At 66.0% G+C, this 19,314-nt stretch carries 19 protein-coding genes; 8 read left to right on the forward strand and 11 right to left on the reverse strand.

Features of this window, described 5'->3' with window-relative positions:
• The first annotated feature begins 22 nt into the window (after positions 1-22).
• From dnaN to RTK35_RS06800, 4 genes are all read left to right on the forward strand, one after another.
• Positions 23-1,126, forward strand: coding sequence for a DNA polymerase III subunit beta (dnaN, locus tag RTK35_RS06785; RefSeq protein WP_044410051.1), 1,104 nt, complete (start codon positions 23-25; stop codon positions 1,124-1,126).
• Between the two features lie 8 nt (positions 1,127-1,134).
• The gene (gene recF, locus RTK35_RS06790; RefSeq protein ID WP_316907669.1) at positions 1,135-2,244 is read left to right on the forward strand and encodes a DNA replication/repair protein RecF; all 1,110 of its coding nucleotides are present in this window, start codon (positions 1,135-1,137) and stop codon (positions 2,242-2,244) included.
• Positions 2,241-4,661, forward strand: a complete 2,421-nt coding sequence (gene gyrB, locus RTK35_RS06795) for a DNA topoisomerase (ATP-hydrolyzing) subunit B (RefSeq protein ID WP_044410057.1) — start codon at positions 2,241-2,243, stop codon at positions 4,659-4,661. Before recF ends, gyrB begins: the two co-directional genes overlap by 4 nt.
• Positions 4,662-4,742: 81 nt before the next feature.
• Positions 4,743-4,943: a hypothetical protein gene (locus tag RTK35_RS06800; RefSeq protein WP_107330185.1), complete on the forward strand. Its 201-nt coding sequence runs from the start codon at positions 4,743-4,745 to the stop codon at positions 4,941-4,943.
• Positions 4,944-5,074: 131 nt separating this feature from the next.
• On the opposite strand, the gene RTK35_RS06805 is transcribed toward RTK35_RS06800, so the two are convergent.
• Genes RTK35_RS06805 through glyQ form a run of 4 tightly spaced genes read right to left on the reverse strand, consistent with a single transcriptional unit; the run spans position 5,075 to position 9,445 of the window.
• A complete protein-coding gene (locus tag RTK35_RS06805; RefSeq protein WP_142013271.1) occupies positions 5,075-5,848 on the reverse strand; it encodes a lysophospholipid acyltransferase family protein in 774 nt (257 codons plus the stop codon).
• Positions 5,849-5,863: 15 nt separating this feature from the next.
• Positions 5,864-6,394 (reverse strand): D-glycero-beta-D-manno-heptose 1,7-bisphosphate 7-phosphatase, encoded by a 531-nt coding sequence (gmhB, locus tag RTK35_RS06810; protein ID WP_074969844.1) that lies wholly within the window; start codon positions 6,392-6,394, stop codon positions 5,864-5,866.
• Between the two features lie 52 nt (positions 6,395-6,446).
• Complete coding sequence (glyS, locus tag RTK35_RS06815; RefSeq protein ID WP_044410069.1) at positions 6,447-8,501, reverse strand: glycine--tRNA ligase subunit beta; 2,055 nt, start codon at positions 8,499-8,501, stop codon at positions 6,447-6,449.
• A complete protein-coding gene (gene glyQ / locus RTK35_RS06820) occupies positions 8,498-9,445 on the reverse strand; it encodes a glycine--tRNA ligase subunit alpha (RefSeq protein WP_142013269.1) in 948 nt (315 codons plus the stop codon). Before glyQ ends, glyS begins: the two co-directional genes overlap by 4 nt.
• A gap of 81 nt (positions 9,446-9,526) precedes the next feature.
• Between glyQ and RTK35_RS06825 the strand changes: the two genes are divergently transcribed.
• From RTK35_RS06825 to RTK35_RS06835, 3 genes are all read left to right on the forward strand, one after another.
• The gene (locus RTK35_RS06825; RefSeq protein WP_142013267.1) at positions 9,527-10,078 is read left to right on the forward strand and encodes a DNA-3-methyladenine glycosylase I; all 552 of its coding nucleotides are present in this window, start codon (positions 9,527-9,529) and stop codon (positions 10,076-10,078) included.
• 67 nt (positions 10,079-10,145) lie between these two features.
• Positions 10,146-11,033, forward strand: a complete 888-nt coding sequence (locus RTK35_RS06830) for a lysophospholipid acyltransferase (protein WP_142013265.1) — start codon at positions 10,146-10,148, stop codon at positions 11,031-11,033.
• Between the two features lie 95 nt (positions 11,034-11,128).
• Entirely contained in the window at positions 11,129-11,395 is a 267-nt protein-coding gene (locus RTK35_RS06835) for a PilZ domain-containing protein (protein ID WP_044410086.1), read from the forward strand.
• A gap of 29 nt (positions 11,396-11,424) precedes the next feature.
• On the opposite strand, the gene RTK35_RS06840 is transcribed toward RTK35_RS06835, so the two are convergent.
• The 7 genes from RTK35_RS06840 to def all read right to left on the reverse strand — a co-directional run bounded on the left by RTK35_RS06840 (position 11,425) and on the right by def (position 18,093).
• Positions 11,425-11,853: a hypothetical protein gene (locus RTK35_RS06840; RefSeq protein ID WP_142013263.1), complete on the reverse strand. Its 429-nt coding sequence runs from the start codon at positions 11,851-11,853 to the stop codon at positions 11,425-11,427.
• Position 11,854: 1 nt separating this feature from the next.
• Positions 11,855-12,175 carry a tetratricopeptide repeat protein gene (locus RTK35_RS06845; protein WP_044410092.1) on the reverse strand — a complete coding sequence of 107 codons (321 nt, stop codon included), beginning with the start codon at positions 12,173-12,175 and terminating at the stop codon, positions 11,855-11,857.
• Between the two features lie 67 nt (positions 12,176-12,242).
• Complete coding sequence (locus tag RTK35_RS06850; protein ID WP_142013261.1) at positions 12,243-13,766, reverse strand: TrkH family potassium uptake protein; 1,524 nt, start codon at positions 13,764-13,766, stop codon at positions 12,243-12,245.
• 120 nt (positions 13,767-13,886) lie between these two features.
• Positions 13,887-15,260, reverse strand: coding sequence for a Trk system potassium transporter TrkA (trkA, locus tag RTK35_RS06855; protein ID WP_044410095.1), 1,374 nt, complete (start codon positions 15,258-15,260; stop codon positions 13,887-13,889).
• 11 nt (positions 15,261-15,271) lie between these two features.
• A complete protein-coding gene (rsmB, locus tag RTK35_RS06860) occupies positions 15,272-16,585 on the reverse strand; it encodes a 16S rRNA (cytosine(967)-C(5))-methyltransferase RsmB (protein ID WP_142013259.1) in 1,314 nt (437 codons plus the stop codon).
• Positions 16,582-17,526: a methionyl-tRNA formyltransferase gene (gene fmt, locus RTK35_RS06865; protein ID WP_222900601.1), complete on the reverse strand. Its 945-nt coding sequence runs from the start codon at positions 17,524-17,526 to the stop codon at positions 16,582-16,584. Before fmt ends, rsmB begins: the two co-directional genes overlap by 4 nt.
• A gap of 60 nt (positions 17,527-17,586) precedes the next feature.
• Positions 17,587-18,093 (reverse strand): peptide deformylase, encoded by a 507-nt coding sequence (gene def / locus RTK35_RS06870; RefSeq protein WP_069561846.1) that lies wholly within the window; start codon positions 18,091-18,093, stop codon positions 17,587-17,589.
• Between the two features lie 141 nt (positions 18,094-18,234).
• On the opposite strand from def, the gene RTK35_RS06875 reads away from it, so the two are divergent.
• Positions 18,235-19,260, forward strand: a complete 1,026-nt coding sequence (locus RTK35_RS06875; RefSeq protein ID WP_222900602.1) for a LysM peptidoglycan-binding domain-containing protein — start codon at positions 18,235-18,237, stop codon at positions 19,258-19,260.
• The last annotated feature ends 54 nt before the right edge of the window (positions 19,261-19,314 follow it).

The following is a 19,314-nucleotide window of genomic DNA, read 5'->3' on the forward strand; positions in this document are numbered from 1 at the left end:
CATTGAGGCAAGGGACTAGACCATGCATTTCACCATTCAACGCGAAGCCCTGTTGAAACCCCTGCAACTGGTCGCCGGCGTCGTCGAGCGCCGCCAGACCTTGCCGGTCCTCTCCAATGTGTTGCTGGTGGTTGAAGGCCAGCAGCTGTCGCTGACCGGTACCGACCTTGAGGTCGAGCTGGTCGGGCGCGTAGTCCTCGAAGAAGCGGCTGAGCCGGGTGAGATCACCGTACCGGCGCGCAAGCTGATGGACATCTGCAAGAGCCTGCCCAGCGATGCGCTGATCGATATCCGCGTCGACGAGCAGAAGCTGCTGATCAAGGCCGGCCGGAGCAAGTTCACCCTCTCCACCCTGCCTGCCAATGACTTCCCCACCGTGGAAGAAGGCCCGGGCTCGCTGAACTTCAGCCTGGTGCAGAGCAAGCTGCGTCGCCTGATCGAACGCACCAGCTTCGCCATGGCCCAGCAGGACGTGCGCTACTACCTCAACGGCATGCTGCTGGAAGTGAACGCCGGCGTGCTGCGCGCCGTTGCCACCGATGGCCACCGCCTGGCGATGTGCGCCATGCAGGCCGGCATCGAAGGTGTGGATCGTCACCAGGTGATCGTGCCGCGCAAGGGCATCCTCGAACTGGCTCGCCTGCTCACCGAACAGGATGGCGAAGTCCGCATCGTGCTTGGCCAGCACCACATCCGCGCCACCACCGGCGAGTTCACCTTCACCTCCAAGCTGGTCGACGGCAAGTTCCCGGACTACGAGCGTGTGCTGCCCCGTGGCGGCGACAAACTGGTCGTCGGTGATCGCCAGGCGCTGCGTGAGGCCTTCAGCCGCACCGCGATCCTGTCCAACGAGAAGTACCGCGGCATTCGCCTGCAACTGGCGGCCGGCCTGCTGAAGATCCAGGCCAACAACCCTGAGCAGGAAGAGGCGGAAGAGGAAGTGGCCGTCGAGTACGGCGGCAGCAACCTGGAGATCGGTTTCAACGTCAGCTACCTGCTCGACGTGCTGGGTGTGATGACCACCGACCAGGTGCGCCTCATCCTGTCCGACTCCAACAGCAGTGCCTTGCTCCAGGAAGCCGACAACGACGACTCTTCCTATGTCGTCATGCCGATGCGCCTGTAACACGCTCGATGTCCCTCAGCCGCGTCACCGTCACCGCGGTGCGAAACCTGCACCCGGTGACGCTCTCCCCCTCCCCCCGCATCAACATCATCCATGGCGACAACGGCAGCGGTAAGACCAGCCTGCTCGAAGCCATTTACCTGCTCGGGCTTGCCCGGTCCTTCCGCAGCAACAAGCTGCAGCCTGTCATCCAGCACGACCAGCCAGCCTGTACCGTCTTCGGCCAGGTCGAACTCCTGGAGGGGCGTAGCAGCAGCCTGGGCATATCCCGGGAGCGGAATGGGGAGTTCCAGATTCGAATCGACGGGCAGAATGCCAAGAGCGCTGCTCAGCTTGCCGAGACCTTGCCGCTTCAAGTCATCAATCCGGACAGCTTCCGTCTTCTGGAAGGTGCTCCAAAGATTCGTCGGCAGTTTCTCGATTGGGGAGTGTTCCACGTGGAACCTCGTTTTCTCCCCGCCTGGCAGCGCCTGCAGAAGGCCCTGAGGCAGCGGAACTCGTGGCTCCGGCATGGTACACTTGACGCCGTTTCGCAGGCGGTCTGGGACCGTGAGCTGACCTTCGCAAGTGCGGAAATCGATGGCTATCGACGGGCCTACATCCAGGCGTTGAAGCCGGTTTTCGAACGCACCTTGCAGGAGCTGGTACAGATCGAAGGGCTCACCCTCAGCTATTACCGCGGATGGGACAAGGACAAGGAGCTTGCCGATGTGCTGGCCACTTCCCTTCTCCGCGACCAGCAAATGGGGCATACCCAAGCCGGCCCCCAGCGCGCCGACCTGCGGTTGCGATTAGGCGGGCACAATGCCGCCGAGATTCTTTCCCGAGGCCAGCAGAAGCTGGTGGTGTGCGCGTTGCGCATCGCCCAGGGGCACCTGCTCAACCAGGCCAAACATGGCCAATGCATCTATCTGGTGGACGACCTTCCGTCTGAACTGGATGAACAGCACCGGCGCGCCCTTTGCCGTTTGCTGGACGAATTGGATTGCCAGGTATTCATCACCTGCGTCGATCACGAACTTATGAGGGACGGCTGGCGAACGGATACGCCGGTAGCCATGTTCCACGTGGAACATGGTGGTATCACCCAGACCTTTGATCATCGGAGTGAAGCATGAGCGAGAACAACACGTACGACTCTTCCAGCATCAAGGTGCTGAAGGGACTGGACGCCGTACGCAAGCGCCCGGGTATGTACATCGGCGATACCGACGATGGGACCGGTCTGCACCACATGGTCTTCGAAGTGGTGGACAACTCCATCGACGAAGCCCTGGCGGGTTACTGCTCCGAGATCAGCATCACCATCCACACCGACGAGTCGATCACCGTCCGTGACAACGGCCGCGGCATTCCGGTGGATATCCACAAGGAAGAAGGGGTCTCCGCTGCCGAGGTCATCATGACCGTGCTCCACGCCGGCGGTAAGTTCGACGACAACACCTACAAGGTGTCTGGCGGCCTCCACGGCGTGGGGGTTTCCGTGGTCAACGCCCTGTCCGAGGAGCTGCGCCTGACCATCCGCCGTGCAGGCCAGGTCTGGGAGCAGATCTATCGCCACGGCGTTCCCCAGTTCGCCCTGCGTGCCGTTGGCGAGACCGACGGAACCGGTACCGAGGTGCACTTCAAGGCCTCTGCCGAGACCTTCACCAATATCCATTTCAGCTGGGACATCCTCGCCAAGCGTCTGCGCGAACTGTCCTTCCTCAACTCCGGCGTGGGCATCCTCCTGCGTGACGAGCGCAGCGGGAAGGAAGAAATGTTCAAGTACGAGGGCGGCCTGAAGGCCTTCGTCGAGTACCTGAACACCAACAAGACCATCGTCAACGAGGTCTTCCACTTCAACATCCAGCGCGAAGAAGACGGCGTGGGTGTCGAGGTGGCGCTGCAGTGGAACGACAGCTTCAACGAGAACATCCTCTGCTTCACCAACAACATTCCCCAGCGTGACGGCGGTACTCACCTGGCAGGCTTCCGCTCTGCCCTCACCCGTCACCTGAACAACTACATCGAGCAAGAAGGCCTGGCGAAGAAGTACAAGATCGCCACCACCGGTGACGATGCCCGTGAAGGCCTGACCGCCATCATCTCGGTCAAGGTGCCGGATCCGAAGTTCAGCTCGCAGACCAAGGACAAGCTGGTCTCCAGCGAGGTGAAGACTGCCGTCGAGCAGGAAATGGGCAAGTACTTCGCCGACTTCCTGCTGGAGAACCCCAACGAAGCCAAGGCCGTCGTCGGCAAGATGATCGACGCCGCCCGCGCCCGTGAGGCTGCGCGCAAGGCCCGCGAGATGACCCGCCGCAAGGGCGCCCTGGACATCGCCGGCCTGCCCGGCAAGCTCGCCGACTGCCAGGAGAAGGACCCTGCCCTTTCCGAACTCTACATCGTGGAGGGTGACTCCGCGGGTGGCTCGGCCAAGCAGGGCCGCAACCGCAGGACCCAGGCCATCCTCCCGTTGAAGGGCAAGATCCTCAACGTGGAAAAGGCCCGTTTCGACAAGATGCTGTCCTCCCAGGAAGTCGGCACCCTGATCACCGCGCTGGGCTGCGGGATCGGGCGCGAGGAGTACAACATCGAGAAACTGCGCTACCACAACATCATCATCATGACCGACGCCGACGTGGACGGTTCGCACATCCGTACCCTGCTGCTGACGTTCTTCTTCCGTCAGATGCCGGAGCTGATCGAGCGCGGCTACGTCTACATCGCCCAGCCGCCGCTGTACAAGGTCAAGCGTGGCAAGCAGGAGCAGTACATCAAGGACGACGAGGCCATGGACGAGTACATGACCCAGTCGGCCCTGGAAGACGCCAGCCTGCACGTCAACGAGAACGCCCCGGGCCTGTCGGGCGAAGCCCTGGAGCGTCTGGTCAACGAATACCGCGCCGTCATGCGCACCCTCAAGCGTCTGTCCCGCCTGTACCCGCAGGAGCTCACCGAGCACATGGTCTACCTGCCCCGCGTCAGCGTGGAGCAGCTGTCCGACCAGGGCGCGATGGAGGGCTGGCTTAAGCAGTTCGAAGAGCGCCTGAAGGGTGCGGAGAAGTCCGGCCTGACCTACTCCATCAGCCTGCGTGAAGACCGCGAGCGCCACCTGTGGCTGCCCGAAGTCCAGCAGACCGCTCATGGCCTGTCGCACTACGTGACCTTCAACCGCGACTTCTTCGCCAGCAATGATTACCGCCAGGTCACTACCCTCGGCGAGCAGCTCAACAGCCTGCTGGAAGAGGGGGCCTACGTGCAGCGTGGAGAGCGCCGCAAGCCCGTCAGCAGCTTCAAGGACGCCCTGGCCTGGCTGATGACCGAGAGCACCAAGCGCCACACCATCCAGCGATACAAAGGCCTTGGCGAGATGAACCCGGAGCAGCTGTGGGAAACCACCATGGACCCGAACGTCCGCCGCATGCTCAAGGTGACCATCGAGGACGCGATCGCCGCGGACCAGATCTTCAACACCCTGATGGGCGATGCGGTGGAACCCCGCCGCGACTTCATCGAGAGCAACGCTCTGGCGGTGTCCAACCTCGACGTGTAACCCACCCGAGTGCTTGGCTATGCTTCCAGCCCCGGCCCTGTGCCGGGGCTTTTTATTGGGAACAGGAAAGGAGTGCGCCACATGCAGGAAACCCAAGGCTCGCCGGAGGCAGCGGCCGTCAGCGATGACGTGCTGATGGACTATCTCGAGCGACAGCTGCGCAGCGGCAGGGTAAAGGTCGGCGTGCTGATGGTGCAGTTCGAGAAGGCATTCCCCGGTGTGGAGCGGGATCGCCTGGTGCGCTGTTTCAATGCACTGGAATCGCGCTACCTGAAGCGCTGAATCCCGTCCGGGCAATCAGCTTATGCACCAATCGTCGGTTTTCCAGGGGAAAGCTGTGAGGCCCGACTGGCGCGGGCCTCAGGCTGGAAACAATCAATAGGCGGAATTTTTATCCACAGCTTTTCAACAGATCAGGCAGGCGTGGAGTCCGCCGCTTCCACAGGCTGGGGCGCGGCGCCTTCGATCCGCTGCTGGGCCTGCTCGACCCATGCGTAGGCGCGGTCGTTCAGGTCGGCAATGGCACGAGGCCCCTCCCCTTCTGCGTACATCGCCGGGCCGATCTCCACCTGGATGGTGCCGGGGTACTTGGCCCAGCCCACCTTGGGCCAGAACAGCCCGGCGTTGTGCGCTACCGGCAACACCGGCAGCCCTGCGTTGACTGCCAGTGCAGTACCGCCGCGGGAGAACTTGCCCATCTGCCCCACCGGAACCCGGGTCCCTTCGGGGAACACCAGCACCCAGGCCCCCTGGCGCAGGCGCTCGTCGCCCTGGCTGGCGAGCTGCTTTAGCGCAGCCTTGGGGTTGCTGCGGTCGATGGCGATGGGGCGCAGCAGGGCCATTGCCCAGCCGAAGAACGGCACGTAGAGCAGCTCGCGCTTCACCACCTGGCTGAGGGGTTCGAAGAAGCCGGAGAGGAAGAAGGTTTCCCAGGTGCTCTGGTGCTTGGAGAGGATCACGCAGGGCGTCTGCGGGATGTTCTCCATGCCCCCAACGCGGTAGTCGACACCCGCCACCACCTTGGCCAGCCAGACCGCGAAGCGGCACCAGCGCCAGATCACGAAGCGGTAGCGTGCGCGGAACGGCAGGAAGGGCGCGACCAGGAAGCTGATCGTGCCCCAGACGAAGGCACTGGACGACAGCAGCAGGTAGAAGAGGACGGTTCTGATGGCCTGCACTGTCGTCATGGTTCCTTGCCTTGGCTAACTGAGGAGATGGTTGGCGACGGCCGCCAGGTCGTCGAATACGAGGACGTCCCCGGGCACGCCTTTGGCCAGGGTTCGCTCGCCCTTGCCGGTTCTAACCAGCACAGGCTGACAATCGACGGCTCTGGCCGCCTCCAGGTCACCGCTACTGTCGCCGACGAACCAGATGCCGCCCAACGGTACGCCGTAGTGCTCGGCAATCTGCAGCAGCATGCCCGGCTTGGGTTTGCGGCAGTCGCAGCCGTCGTCGGGCCCGTGGGGGCAATGGACGATCAGGCCGACGTCGCCGCCCTGCTCCGCCACCCGCTCACGCAGCCGCGCATGCATGGCGTCGAGGGTTTCCAGGGGGTAGTAGCCACGCGCGATGCCCGACTGGTTGGTGGCCACGGCCACGGTCCAGCCCGCACGCGAGAGGCGCGCAATGGCCTCGATGGCGCCCGGGATCGGGATCCATTCATCGAGGCTTTTGATGTAGGCGTCGGAGTCATGGTTGATGACGCCGTCGCGGTCGAGGATGAGCAATTTCATGGTGCGTCCTGGCAGCCAACCGCAGACGTGTCGCCTGCGGTTGGCTCAGCCTTTAGCCGAGAACGGAGATGTCGGCGGCGCCGAGGAACAGGCCGCGCAGCTTCGCCAGCAGGGCGTAGCGGTTCGCACGGACGGCCGCGTCATCGACGTTGACCATCACCGCCTCGAAGAACGCATCCACCGGCTCGCGCAGGCTCGCCAGGCGGCCCAGGGCTTCGCTGTAGCAACGGGCGGCTGCCATGGGGGCCACGGCACGCTCGGCCTCTGCCACGGCCGCGGCAAGGGCCTTCTCGGCGTCTTCCTGCAGCAGGGCGCTGTCGACCACGGCCGGTACTTCGCCTTCGGCCTTGCCCAGCAGGTTGGAGACGCGCTTGTTGGCGGCGGCCAGGGCTGCGGCTTCGGGCAGGGCGCGGAAGGCCTGCACGGCTTGCACGCGCTGGTCGAAGTCCAGGGCCGAGGTCGGCTTGAGGGCACGGACGGAGAGGTACACCGCCACATCCACGCCTTCGTCTTCGTAGCGGGCGCGCAGGCGGTCGAAGATGAAGTCCAGCACCTGGGTGGCCAGGCCGTCCGCCTTCACCTTGTCGCCGTACTGGGCGATGGCGAAGCCGACGGCGTCGTCCAGGTCCAGGTCCAGCTTCTTCTCGATCAGGATGCGCAGTACGCCGAGGGCCTGGCGGCGCAGGGCGAAGGGGTCCTTGCTGCCGGTGGGCAGCATGCCGATGCCGAAGATACCCACCAGGGTGTCCAGCTTGTCGGCCACCGCCAGCGCAGCACCGGTCAGGGTCTGCGGCAGCTCGGCGCCGGCGCCACGCGGCATGTACTGCTCGTTCAGGGCGTGGGCGACGTCGTCCGCTTCACCATCGTTCAGAGCGTAGTAGTAGCCGGCGATGCCCTGCATCTCCGGGAACTCGCCGACCATCTCGGTGGCCAGGTCGCACTTGGCGAGGATGCCGGCACGGGCGGCTTTCACCGGGTCGGCGCCGACGCGCTCGGCGATGTGGGCGGCCAGTGCGGAAACGCGCTCGGCCTTCTCGTACACGGTGCCGAGCTGGGCCTGGAACACCACGTTCTTCAGGCGCTCGTTGAAGGTTTCCAGCTTCTGCTTCTTGTCCTGCTTGAAGAAGAACTCGGCGTCGGTCAGGCGCGGACGCACGACCTTCTCGTTGCCCGAGATGATCTGCGCCGGGTCCTTGCTCTCGACGTTGGCCACGGTGATGAAGCGCGGCAGCAGCTTGCCGTTGGCATCCAGCAGGCAGAAGTACTTCTGGTTGTCCTGCATGGTGGTGATCAGGGCTTCCTGGGGCACCTCGAGGAAGCGCTCCTCGAACGAGCACACCAGCGGCACCGGCCACTCGACCAGCGCCGTCACCTCGTCCAGCAGGTCCGCCGGTACCACGGCGCTGCCCTTCTGCTCGGCAGCCAGTTGGTCGACGCGCTTGGCGATCAGCTCGCGGCGCTCGGCGAAGTCGGCCAGCACGTAGGCGGCGCGCAGGTCCTCCAGGTAGCTGGAAGGCTTGCTGATGCGGATGTTCGCGGGGTTGTGGAAGCGGTGGCCACGGGACTCGCGGCCCGCCTTCTGGGCGAGGATCTCGCAGTCCACCACGTCATCGCCGAAGAGCATCACCAGCCACTGGGTCGGGCGCACGAACTCTTCACGGCGCGCAGCCCAGCGCATGCGCTTGGGAATCGGCAGGGCGGCCAGGGAAGCCTCGACGATGCCGGCCAGCAGGCCCTTGGCGGGTTGGCCGGGGATGGTCTGGCTGAACTTCAGCTTCGGCCCGCTGGTGTCGATCTGGGCCAGGTCGACGCCGCACTTCTTGGCGAAGCCGAGGGCGGCCTGGGTCGGGTTGCCGGCAGCGTCGAAGGCGGCCTGCAGCGGCGGGCCGTCGAGGTTGACGCTGCGGTCGGGCTGCTGGGTGGCCAGTTGCTCGACCAGCACCGCCAGGCGGCGCGGCGCGGCGTAGACGCGGGCGGCGCCGTGGCTCAGGCCGGCCGTCTTGAGGCCGCCGAGGATGCCGGCGAGGAAGGCGTCACCGAGGGACTTGAGGGCCTTGGGCGGCAGCTCTTCGGTGCCCAGTTCGACGAGGAAATCTTGTGCACTCATTCTTCCGCCTCCAGCTTGGCCAGTACTTCGTCACGCAGTTCGGGGGTCGCCATGGGGAAGCCCAGGCGCGCGCGCGCCTGCAGGTAGCTCTGGGCCACGGCGCGGGCCAGGGTGCGCACGCGCAGGATGTAGCGCTGGCGCTCGGTCACGGAGATTGCGCGGCGGGCATCCAGCAGGTTGAAGGTGTGGGAGGCCTTGAGGACCATCTCGTAGGTCGGCAGCGGCAGCTGCAGCTCGATCAGGCGGTTGGCCTCGCTCTCGTAGAAGTCGAAGAGTTCGAACAGCTTCGGCACGTTGGCGTGCTCGAAGTTGAAGGTGGACTGCTCCACCTCGTTCTGGTGGAACACGTCGCCGTAGGTGACCACGCCGAAGGGGCCGTCGGTCCACACCAGGTCATAGACCGAGTCCACGCCCTGCAGGTACATGGCCAGGCGTTCCAGGCCATAGGTGATCTCGCCGGTCACCGGGTAGCACTCGATGCCGCCGACCTGCTGGAAGTAGGTGAACTGGGTGACTTCCATGCCGTTCAGCCAGATTTCCCAACCCAGGCCCCAGGCGCCGAGGGTGGGGGACTCCCAGTTGTCCTCGACGAAGCGGATGTCGTGCACCAGCGGGTCGATGCCGATGGCCTTCAGGGAGCCCAGGTACAGCTCCTGGAAGTTCTCCGGGTTGGGCTTCAGGACCACCTGGAACTGGTAGTAGTGCTGCAGGCGGTTGGGGTTCTCGCCGTAGCGGCCGTCAGTGGGGCGGCGCGAGGGCTGCACGTAGGCGGCGTTCCAGGTCTCCGGGCCGATGGCACGGAGGAAGGTGGCGGTGTGGAAGGTACCGGCGCCCACTTCCATGTCGTAGGGCTGGAGCACCACGCAGCCCTGCTCGGCCCAGTACTGCTGCAGGGCGAGGATCAGGTCTTGGAAGGTGCGCACGGCGGGCGTAGTCTGGCTCACGAATTTCACCTGTGCTGGGTATTCGACTGAAAGGGCGCGAGTATACCCGATCCGACCCGCCGCAACCGCATGGAAAGCCTTATGCCACGCTGCTTCTGGTGCAACGAAGACCCCCTCTACATCGCCTACCACGACCAGGAATGGGGCGTGCCCCAACGGGATGCCGGGGCGCTGTTCGAGATGCTCCTGCTGGAGGGTTTCCAGGCCGGCCTGTCGTGGATCACGGTGCTGAAGAAGCGTGCCCGCTACCGCGAGGTGCTGTTCGGTTTCGACCCACAGCGCCTGGCGCAGATGACCGACGAGGAAATCGAGGTGCGCATGCAGGACCCGGGCATCATCCGCAACCGCGCCAAGCTGCGCGCGGCCCGGCAGAACGCCCAGGCCTGGCTGCGCCTGGAGGACCCCTCCGCCCTGCTCTGGTCCTTCGTCGGCGGCGCACCACGGATCAACCGCTTCGCCGACCGCAGCGAGGTGCCGGCGGTGACGGCCGAGGCCGAGGCGATGAGCAAGGCGCTGCGCAAGCTGGGCTTCACCTTCGTCGGGCCGACCATCTGCTACGCCTTCATGCAGGCCACCGGCATGGTCATGGACCACACCCTCGACTGCGACCGGCATCCGCACCTGGCGGGCTGACGGTCCGTCCCGCACCTGAGCGCGCGTCACGGTAGAATGCGCGCTTTTCCTTGCCCTGGAGTTGCCTGTGGACAAGCTCAAAGGCGCCCTCGTGGTCGGCTTCCTGCGCCTCTTCGCCCTGCTGCCCTGGCGGGCCGTACAAGCCGTGGGCGCGGCAATCGGCTGGCTGATGTGGAAGCTGCCCAACCGCTCCCGCGAGGTCACGCGGATCAACCTCGCCAAGTGCTTTCCGGAACTGTCCCCGGCCGAGCTCGACCAGCGTGTCGGCCAGAGCCTGATGGACATCGGTCGCACCCTCACCGAAAGCGCCTGCGCCTGGATCTGGCCGGCGGAGAAGTCCATCGGCCTGGTGCGCGAAGTGGAAGGCCTGGAGGTGCTGCACGAGGCATTGGCCAGCGGCAAGGGCGTGGTGGGCATCACCAGTCACCTGGGCAACTGGGAGGTGCTGAACCACTTCTACTGTGCCCAGTGCAAACCGATCATCTTCTACCGCCCGCCGAAGCTGAAGGCCGTGGACGAATTGCTGCAGAAGCAGCGCGTGCAGCTCGGCAACCGCGTCGCGCCGTCTACCAAGGAAGGCATCCTCAGCGTCATCAAGGAAGTGCGCCGGGGCGGCGCGGTGGGCATTCCGGCCGACCCGGAGCCGAGCCTGTCCGCCGGCGTGTTCGTGCCCTTCCTCGGCACCCTGGCGCTGACCAGCAAGTTCGTCCCCGGCATGCTCGCCGGCGGCAAGGCGCGCGGGGTGTTCCTGCATGCGTTGCGCCTGGCGGATGGCTCCGGCTTCAAGGTCATCCTCGAAGCGGCGCCGGAGGGGATGTACAGCGACGACGTGGAAGAGGGCGTGGCGGCGATGAGCGCCGTGGTGGAGCGCTACGTGCGCACCTACCCGACCCAGTACATGTGGAGCATGAAGCGCTTCAAGAAGCGCCCTGAGGGCGAAGCCCGCTGGTATTGAGAAAAGGCGCTTCGGCGCCTTTTTTGCGCCTTCTGCTGGGCGAGTCGGTGGTTTTAGGCTAAAAAACCGCTCAGACCAATCCAAGGTGTGTCGCGATGTCCTCCAACCAGCGCCAGCATCCCCGTACGCCGATGAAGTGCCGGATCAAGATCAGTCACGAGAGCTTCGGGGATCTCTTCGCCCAGACCCGCGACCTGTCGGACGGCGGTGTGTACGTCCGCCACCCGGACCTGGTGGCCCTGCCGGTGGGCACCATCCTCACCGGCCAGGTGCAGGACCTGCCCTTCGAAGCGCCGATCCTGCAGATGGAGATCATGCGGGTGGACGCCGAGGGCGTCGGCCTGCGCTTCGTCGAGTCCTGATCCGCTACCAACCGCTCCCGGAAATCCCCCTAGCCTTCTTCGTCCGCCGTCAGCAGCACCAGTGGTTCGCACGCCTGGCGGCGGCAGCCCCAGCGATACTCCTCCCGGGTCGGCCCTTCACCGCGCCAGGTCGTTGCCGTGGCGCCGCCGTTGATGCGGAAGTTCCACACCTGGCCGCGGCCGTCATGCAGGCGCCCCTCGATGCTGCAGGGCACCCAGGAGAACGCATGGTGCAGCACCACGCCGTCCAGCAACTCGGCCAGGGTGAAGAATCGGCTGGCACCCCGCGCGTCCAGCTTCCAGGCGTGGCAGGCTTCGGTCAGGGCAGGTTCGGCCGAAGGCGGGGCTTCCAGTATCGGTGGCTTGATCGAGTCGACTTGGTAGGGCGGCACCGGTTGGGCAGCGACGCCATCCAAGGCGAACGCCGCAATCCCCAGGGCGAGTACGGTGCGCACCATGTCACTGCCCTCCCTGGCGGCGGGCGAGGCGCTTGAGGAACACCCCCATCTCCTTCTCCGCCTGCTTGTCGCCCTTGGCCTGCGCGGCGCTCAGGCCCTGCTCCCAGGCCTGGCGAGCCCCCTCACTGTCACCGGTGCTCTCCAGTGCCTTGCCCAGCAGCTTCCAGGCCGCCGAGTAGGCCGGGTCCTGCTCGACGCAGCGTTGCAGGTGCAGCGTTGCTGCCGTCGCATCACCCTGGTCGAGGTAGCCCTTGCCCAGGCCGAAGCGCAGCAGTGCGTTGTCCACGCCCTTGGCGAGCATCTTCTCCAGTGAATCGATCATGGTCCTGTCCCCGGGCTGTCGAGGCGCTCACCCTACCCTGATCGACGCGAGCGCCCAACCCCGAGGTTCAGAACCGCCAGAAGGCCGGGCTGAGCAGGATCAGCAGGGAGAACACCTCCAGCCGCCCCAGCACCATGGCCAGGCTCAGCACCAGCTTGGCGCCATCGGGCAGGTTGCCGTAGTGCGCCGCCGCTTCGCCCAGGGCCGGGCCCAGGTTGTTCATGCAGGACGCCAGGGTGGAGAAGGCGGTGAGCTGGTCCAGCCCCATGGCCATCAGCAGCAGGAGCAGCACCACGAAGGTCATCAGGTAGATGGAGCAGAAGGCCCAGACCGACTCCACCACCCGCTCGGGAATGTGACGGCGCCCCAGCTTGAGGGTGAACACCCCGTTGGGGTGCAGCAGCCGCTGGAACTCCCGCACCCCCTGGCGCAGCACCAGCAGGATGCGCATCACTTTCATGCCGCCGCCGGTGGAGCCGGCGCAGGCGCCGATGAAGGTGGTGTAGAGCAGCAGGTGCGGCAGCAGGGTCGGCCAGGTGCTGAAGTCGGCCAGGCCGAAGCCGGTGGTGGTGGCCACCGAGACCACCATGAACGCGGCATAGCGGATCGATTGCAGCGGCGCCTCGTAGTGCTGGTGGACGATGAGCGTGGTGGCGCAGATCACGAAGGTGCCCAGCAGCAGCAACAGGTACGTGCGGCATTCCGCGTCGCGCAGGTAGTGCCGCAGGCTGCGCTGTCGCCAGGCGAGGAAGTGCAGGCCGAAGTTCACCCCCGAGACCACCAGGAAGAACATGCACACGGCCTCCACCAGCGGGCTGTCGAAGTAGCCGATGCTGGCGTCGTGGGTGGAGAAGCCGCCGATGGCGATGGTGGAGAAGCTGTGGCAGATGGCGTCGAACAGGCTCATCCCGGCGGCCCAGTACGCCAGCGCACAGGCCAGGGTCAGACCGCAGTAGATCAGCCACAGGGTGCGCGCGGTTTCCGCGATGCGTGGCGAGAGCTTCTGCTCCTTCAGCGGGCCGGGCATCTCGGCGCGGTACAGCTGCATGCCGCCGATGCCGAGCATGGGCATGATCGCCACCGCGAGAACGATGATCCCCATCCCGCCGAACCACTGCAGCTGCTGGCGGTAGTAGAGGACCGCCTTGGGCAGCTGGTCGAGCCCGGTGAGTACGGTCGCCCCGGTGGTGCTGATGCCCGAGACGGACTCGAACAGCGCGTCCACCAGGCCCATGCGCGGCGTGTCGATGAGCAGGAAGGGTATGCAGCCGAAGGTGCCGAGCACGGTCCAGAACAGCGCGGTGATCAGGTAGCCGTCGCGGATCTTCAGGTCCCCGTTGGCACCGCGCACCGGTAGCCAGATGAGCAGGCCGATGCTCAGGGTGATCAGCAGCGCCATCAGAAAGCCCTGCCAGGCGCCTTCGCCGTAGTACAGGTCGATCAGCAGGGGCGGCAGTTGGGTGCTGCTGAACAGCATCAGCAGCACGCCGAGGATCCGGCGGATCACCGCATGGCGCTGGGCTCGCCCGGTCACGGCGTTAGGCAGGTAAGTGTTCTGGCGCAGCGGCAGGAGGGGTTCGAAGCGGGACATGGCGGGCCCTCGGAACGGGAGGGTCCGAACCCTACCGCCGGCTCGCAGGGAGGGGATGTAGGAAGTGGCTGAAAACCGGGCGGCCGGTATCTGGATACCGCGCTCGCCCGGTTGGCGGCGTCAGAAGAAGGTCAGGCCGACCTGGAACAGCCGCTCCACGTCGCGGATGTACTTCTTGTCCACGAGGAAGAGGATCACGTGGTCGCCGGACTCGATCACCGTGTCGTCGTGGGCGATCAGCACCTCGTCGTCACGGATCACCGCACCGATGGTGGTGCCCGGCGGCAGGGCGATGTCCTCGATCATCTTGCCCACCACCTTGCTCGACTTGGCGTCGCCGTGGGCGATGGCCTCGATGGCTTCGGCCGCGCCCCGGCGCAGGGAGTGCACGCTGACGATGTCACCCCGGCGCACGTGGGTGAGCAGGGTGCCGATGGTGGCGAGCTGGGGGCTGAGGGCGATGTCGATCTCGCCGCCCTGTACCAGGTCCACGTAGGCAGGGTTGTTGATGAGGGTCATCACCTTGCGCGCGCCGAGCCGCTTGGCCAGCAGCGAGGACATGATGTTGGCCTCGTCGTCGTTGGTCAGGGCCAGGAAGATGTCGGCGTCGTTGATGTTCTCTTCCACCAGCAGGTCGCGGTCCGAGGCGCTGCCCTGCAGCACCACCGTGCTGTCGAGGGTGTCCGACAGGTAGCGGCAGCGGGCCGGGTTCATCTCGATGATCTTCACCTGGTAACGGCTCTCGATGGCCTCGGCCAGGCGCTCGCCGATGTTGCCGCCGCCAGCGATGACCACGCGCTTGTAGCTGTCCTCCAGGCGACGCAGCTCACTCATCACCGCGCGGATGTGGGCCTTGGCGGCGATGAAGAACACCTCGTCGTCCGCCTCGATCACGGTGTCGCCCTTGGGGATGATCGGCCGGTTGCGGCGGAAGATGGCCGCCACGCGCGTGTCGACGCTGGGCATGTGCTCGCGGATCTGGCGCAGCTCCTGCCCCACCAGCGGGCCACCGTAGTAGGCGCGGACGCCTACCAGCTGGGCCTTGCCCTCGGCGAAGTCGATCACCTGCAGGGCGCCGGGGTACTCGATCAGGCGCTTGATGTAGTTGGTGACCACCTGCTCGGGGCTGATCAGCACGTCGACCGGGATGGCCTCGTTGTCGAACAGCGCCTCGCGGGTCAGGTAGGCCGACTCGCGCACGCGGGCGATCTTGGTGGGGGTGTGGAACAGGGTGTAGGCCACCTGGCAGGCGACCATGTTCACCTCGTCGCTGTTGGTCACGGCCACCAGCATGTCGGCGTCGTCGGCACCGGCCTGGCGCAGCACGGTGGGGAACGAGCCCTTGCCCTGCACGGTGCGGATGTCCAGGCGATCGCCGAGGTCGCGCAGGCGATCACCGTCGGTGTCGACCACGGTGATGTCGTTGGCTTCGCCGGACAGGTGTTCCGCGAGGGTGCCGCCGACCTGGCCGGCCCCGAGAATGATGATCTTCACTGATTGCTCCGTTAGCCGCGGGGAGACGCGGCGATCTTCATCAGCTTGGCATAGTAGAAGCCGTCATGGCCGTCTTCCCGGGCCAGCAGCTGGCGGCCATGGGGTTGCTTGAGGCCGAACCCGCCGGCGATATCCAGCTCCCGCGCGCCGGGGGTGCGGGCGAGGAAGGCGGCGATGTTCTCGCTGTTTTCCGCCGGCAGCGCCGAGCAGGTGGCGTAGAGCAGGATGCCGCCCACCTCGAGGGTGGGCCAGAGGGCGTCCAGCAGCTCGCCTTGCAGGGTGGCCAGGGGCGCGATGTCCTCGGCCTTGCGGGTCAGCTTGATGTCGGGGTGGCGACGGATCACGCCGGTGGCCGAGCACGGGGCATCGAGCAGGATGCGCTGGAAGGGTTTGCCGTCCCACCAGCTCGCGGTATCGCGGCCGTCGGCGGCGATCAACTGGGCATCCAGGCCCAGGCGCGCCAGGTTTTCGCGCACGCGCACCAGGCGGCTTTCTTCCAGGTCCACGCCGACCACCTGGGCCAGGCTAGGTTCGGCTTCCATCAAATGGCAGGTCTTGCCACCGGGGGCGCAGCAGGCATCCAGCACCCGCTGGCCGGGGGCCAGTTCCAGCAGGTCGGCGGCCAGTTGCGCGGCTTCGTCCTGGACGCTGACACGCCCTTCGGAAAAGCCCGGCAGGCCGGTGACGTCGCAGGCTTCGGCCAGGCGGATGCCATCGCGGCTGAAGGGGCAGGGCTCGGCTTCGATCCCTGCCTGGCGCAGTTCGGCGAGGTAGGCATCGCGGTCGCCGTGACGGCGGTTGACCCGCAGGATCAGCGGCGGGTGGGCATTGTTGGCCGCGCAGACGGCTTCCCACTGTTCCGGCCAGGCGGCCTTCAGGGCCTTCTGCAGCCAGCGCGGGTGGGCGTTACGTACGGCCGGGTCGCGCTCGAACTCGGCGAAGATCGCCTCGCCCTGGCGCTGGGCATTGCGCAGCACGGCGTTGAGCAGGCCCTTGGCCCAGGGCTTCTTCAGCTTGTCGGCACAGCCGACGGTTTCGCCGATGGCCGCGTGGGGCGGGATGCGGGTGTGGAACAGCTGGTAGAGGCCCACCAGCAGCAGGGCCTCGACGTCACGGTCGGCCGCCTTGAAGGGCTTCTGCAGCAGGCGCTCGGCCAGGGCCGACAGGCGGGGTTGCCAGCGGGCGGCGCCGAAGGCGAGGTCCTGGGCGAGGCCGCGATCGCGCGGGTCCACCTTGTCCAGCTGGGCAGGCAGGCTGCCGCCGAGGGAGGCCTTGCCGTTGAGCACGGCCGCCAGGGCACGGGCGGCGGCGAGGCGCGGGCTCATGCGCCGAGCACCTGGCCGGGGGCGAACTGCTCGCGGCGGCTGTTGTAGAGGTCGGCGAAGGCCAGGGGCTTGCCGCCGGGCAGTTGCAGGCGGGTCAGGCGCAGGGCGCCTGCGCCACAGGCCACGGTGAGGCCGTCCTTGCTGGCATCGAGAATCTGGCCGGGTTGGCCGCGGCCTTCGGCGGGCTCGGCAGCGAGCACCTTCAGCGGCTGGCCGTCGAGGGTGCTGTGGCAGATGGGCCAGGGGTTGAAGGCACGCACCAGGCGCTCCAGTTCGTCGGCCGGGCGGCTCCAGTCGATCCGCGCCTCGTCCTTGTTGAGCTTGTGGGCGTAGGTGGCCAGGGCGTCGTCCTGCACCTCGCCCTGCAGCGTTCCGGCGGCAAGACCGGCGATGGCCTGGACGACGGCCTGGGGGCCGAGCTGGGCGAGGCGGTCATGCAGGCTGCCGCCGGTGTCGCCGGCGGTGATCGGGGTGGTGGCCTTGAGCAGCATGGGGCCGGTGTCGAGACCCGCCTCCATCTGCATCACGGTGACGCCGCTCTCGGCGTCGCCCGCCTGCACCGCCCGCTGGATCGGTGCGGCGCCACGCCAGCGCGGCAGCAGCGAGGCATGGCTGTTGATGCAGCCGAGGCGCGGGATGTCCAGCACCGCCTGCGGCAGGATCAGGCCGTAGGCGACCACCACCATCAGGTCCGGGGCCAGGGCGCGCAGTTCTTCCTGGGCGGCAGGGTCGCGCAGGGTCGGCGGCTGCAGGACCGGGAGGCCGTGCTGCAGGGCAAGCTGCTTGACCGGGCTGGGCATGAGCTTCTGGCCGCGGCCGGCGGGGCGGTCGGGCTGGGTGTACACGGCAACGATCTGGTGAGGGGTGTCGAGCAGGGCCTTGAGGTGTTCGGCGGCGAACTCCGGGGTGCCGGCGAAGACGAGGCGCAGGGCTTGGGTCATGCGGGGCTCACTCTCTAAAAAGAAAAAGGCTTGCCGGAGCAAGCCTTTGGGGTTCGGGGATCAAGCCTGCTGGCGGTGCTGCTTTTCCAGTTTCTTCTTGATCCGGTCGCGCTTGAGGCTGGAGAGGTAGTCGACGAAGAGCTTGCCGTTGAGGTGGTCGCATTCGTGCTGGATGCACACCGCCAGCAGGCCTTCGGCAATCATCTCGAATGGCTGGCCATCGCGGTCCAGGGCTTTGATCTTGACCTTCTGCGGGCGGTCGACGTTCTCGTAGAAGCCGGGCACCGAGAGGCAGCCTTCCTGGTACTGGTCCATCTGGTCGGTCAGGGACTCGAACTCGGGATTGATGAAGACCATCGGCTCGGACTTGTCCTCCGACAGGTCCATCACCACCACGCGCTTGTGCACATTCACCTGGGTCGCCGCCAGGCCGATGCCGGGGGCTTCGTACATGGTCTCGAACATGTCGTCGATCAACTGGCGCAGCGCGTCGTCCACCACCTCCACCGGTTTGGCGATGGTGCGCAGGCGCGGATCAGGGAATTCGAGGATGTTCAGGATCGCCATATGGGTTTGTGATGCACTTGTGGAATAAAGTCAAAATCCGCTGCTAAGATGATGAGCAGCATTGAAAAACGCCTGAAAAGCCCGGTTGGGGCGGCTTTCAGGCCGTTTCGCGTGAACGCACATAATAAAGGGATTCACCGCATGAGGAAATCACTACTCGCCCTGCTGCTCCTGGCTGCCAACGGGCTGGCACAGGCTGCGGTGGAGCTCAAGGACGGCCATCCGGAACGCTATACGGTGGTCCGTGGCGACACACTCTGGGACATCTCCGGCAAGTTCCTCAGCGAACCCTGGAAATGGCCGGAAATCTGGCACGCCAACCCGCAGATCCAGAACCCGCACCTCATCTACCCCGGTGACACCCTGAGCCTGGTGTATGTCGATGGCCAGCCGCGCCTGGTGCTGGATCGAGGCGCGTCCCGCGGCACCATCAAGCTGTCGCCGCAGGTGCGTAGCACGCCGATGGCCGAGGCCATTCCGACCATTCCGCTGGGTGCCATCAACAGCTTCCTGCTGTCCAACCGCATCGTCGACACCCCCGAGCAGTTCCAGGGCGCGCCCTACATCGTCGCCGGCAATGCCGAGCGCGTGGTGAGCGGTGCGGGTGATCGCGTCTATGCCCGTGGCAAGTTCGATGCGGCCAACCCCACCTACGGCATCTTCCGTCAGGGCAAGACCTACCTGGATCCGAAGACCCAGGAATTCCTCGGCATCAACGCCGATGACATCGGTGGCGGTGACGTGGTGGCCGAGGAAGGCGATGTCGCCACCCTCAACCTGACCCGCTCCACCCAGGAAGTCCGCCTGGGCGACCGCCTGTTCCCCACCGAGGAACGTGCCGTCACCTCCACCTTCATGCCCAGTGCACCGGCCGGTGACGTCAAGGGTGTGATCCTCGATGTGCCGCGTGGCGTGAACCAGATCGGCCAGTTCGACGTGGTCACCCTGAACAAGGGCAAGCGCGATGGCCTGGTCGAGGGCAACGTACTGGCGGTCTACAAGACCGGTGAAACCGTCCGTGACCGGGTCACCGGCGAGATGGTGAAGATCCCCGACGAGCGTGCCGGCCTGCTGATGGTGTTCCGCACCTACGACAAGCTCAGCTACGGGCTGGTCCTGGCCGCGAGCCGCCAACTGGCGGTGATGGACAAGGTACAAAATCCGTAGTGCCAATCAGCCCCCGCCTAGCGGGGGCTTGTTGTATACAGGGCGGCCAGCCGC

The organism is Pseudomonas sp. zfem003, assembly GCF_032621675.1.
Classification (GTDB): domain Bacteria; phylum Pseudomonadota; class Gammaproteobacteria; order Pseudomonadales; family Pseudomonadaceae; genus Metapseudomonas; species Metapseudomonas otitidis.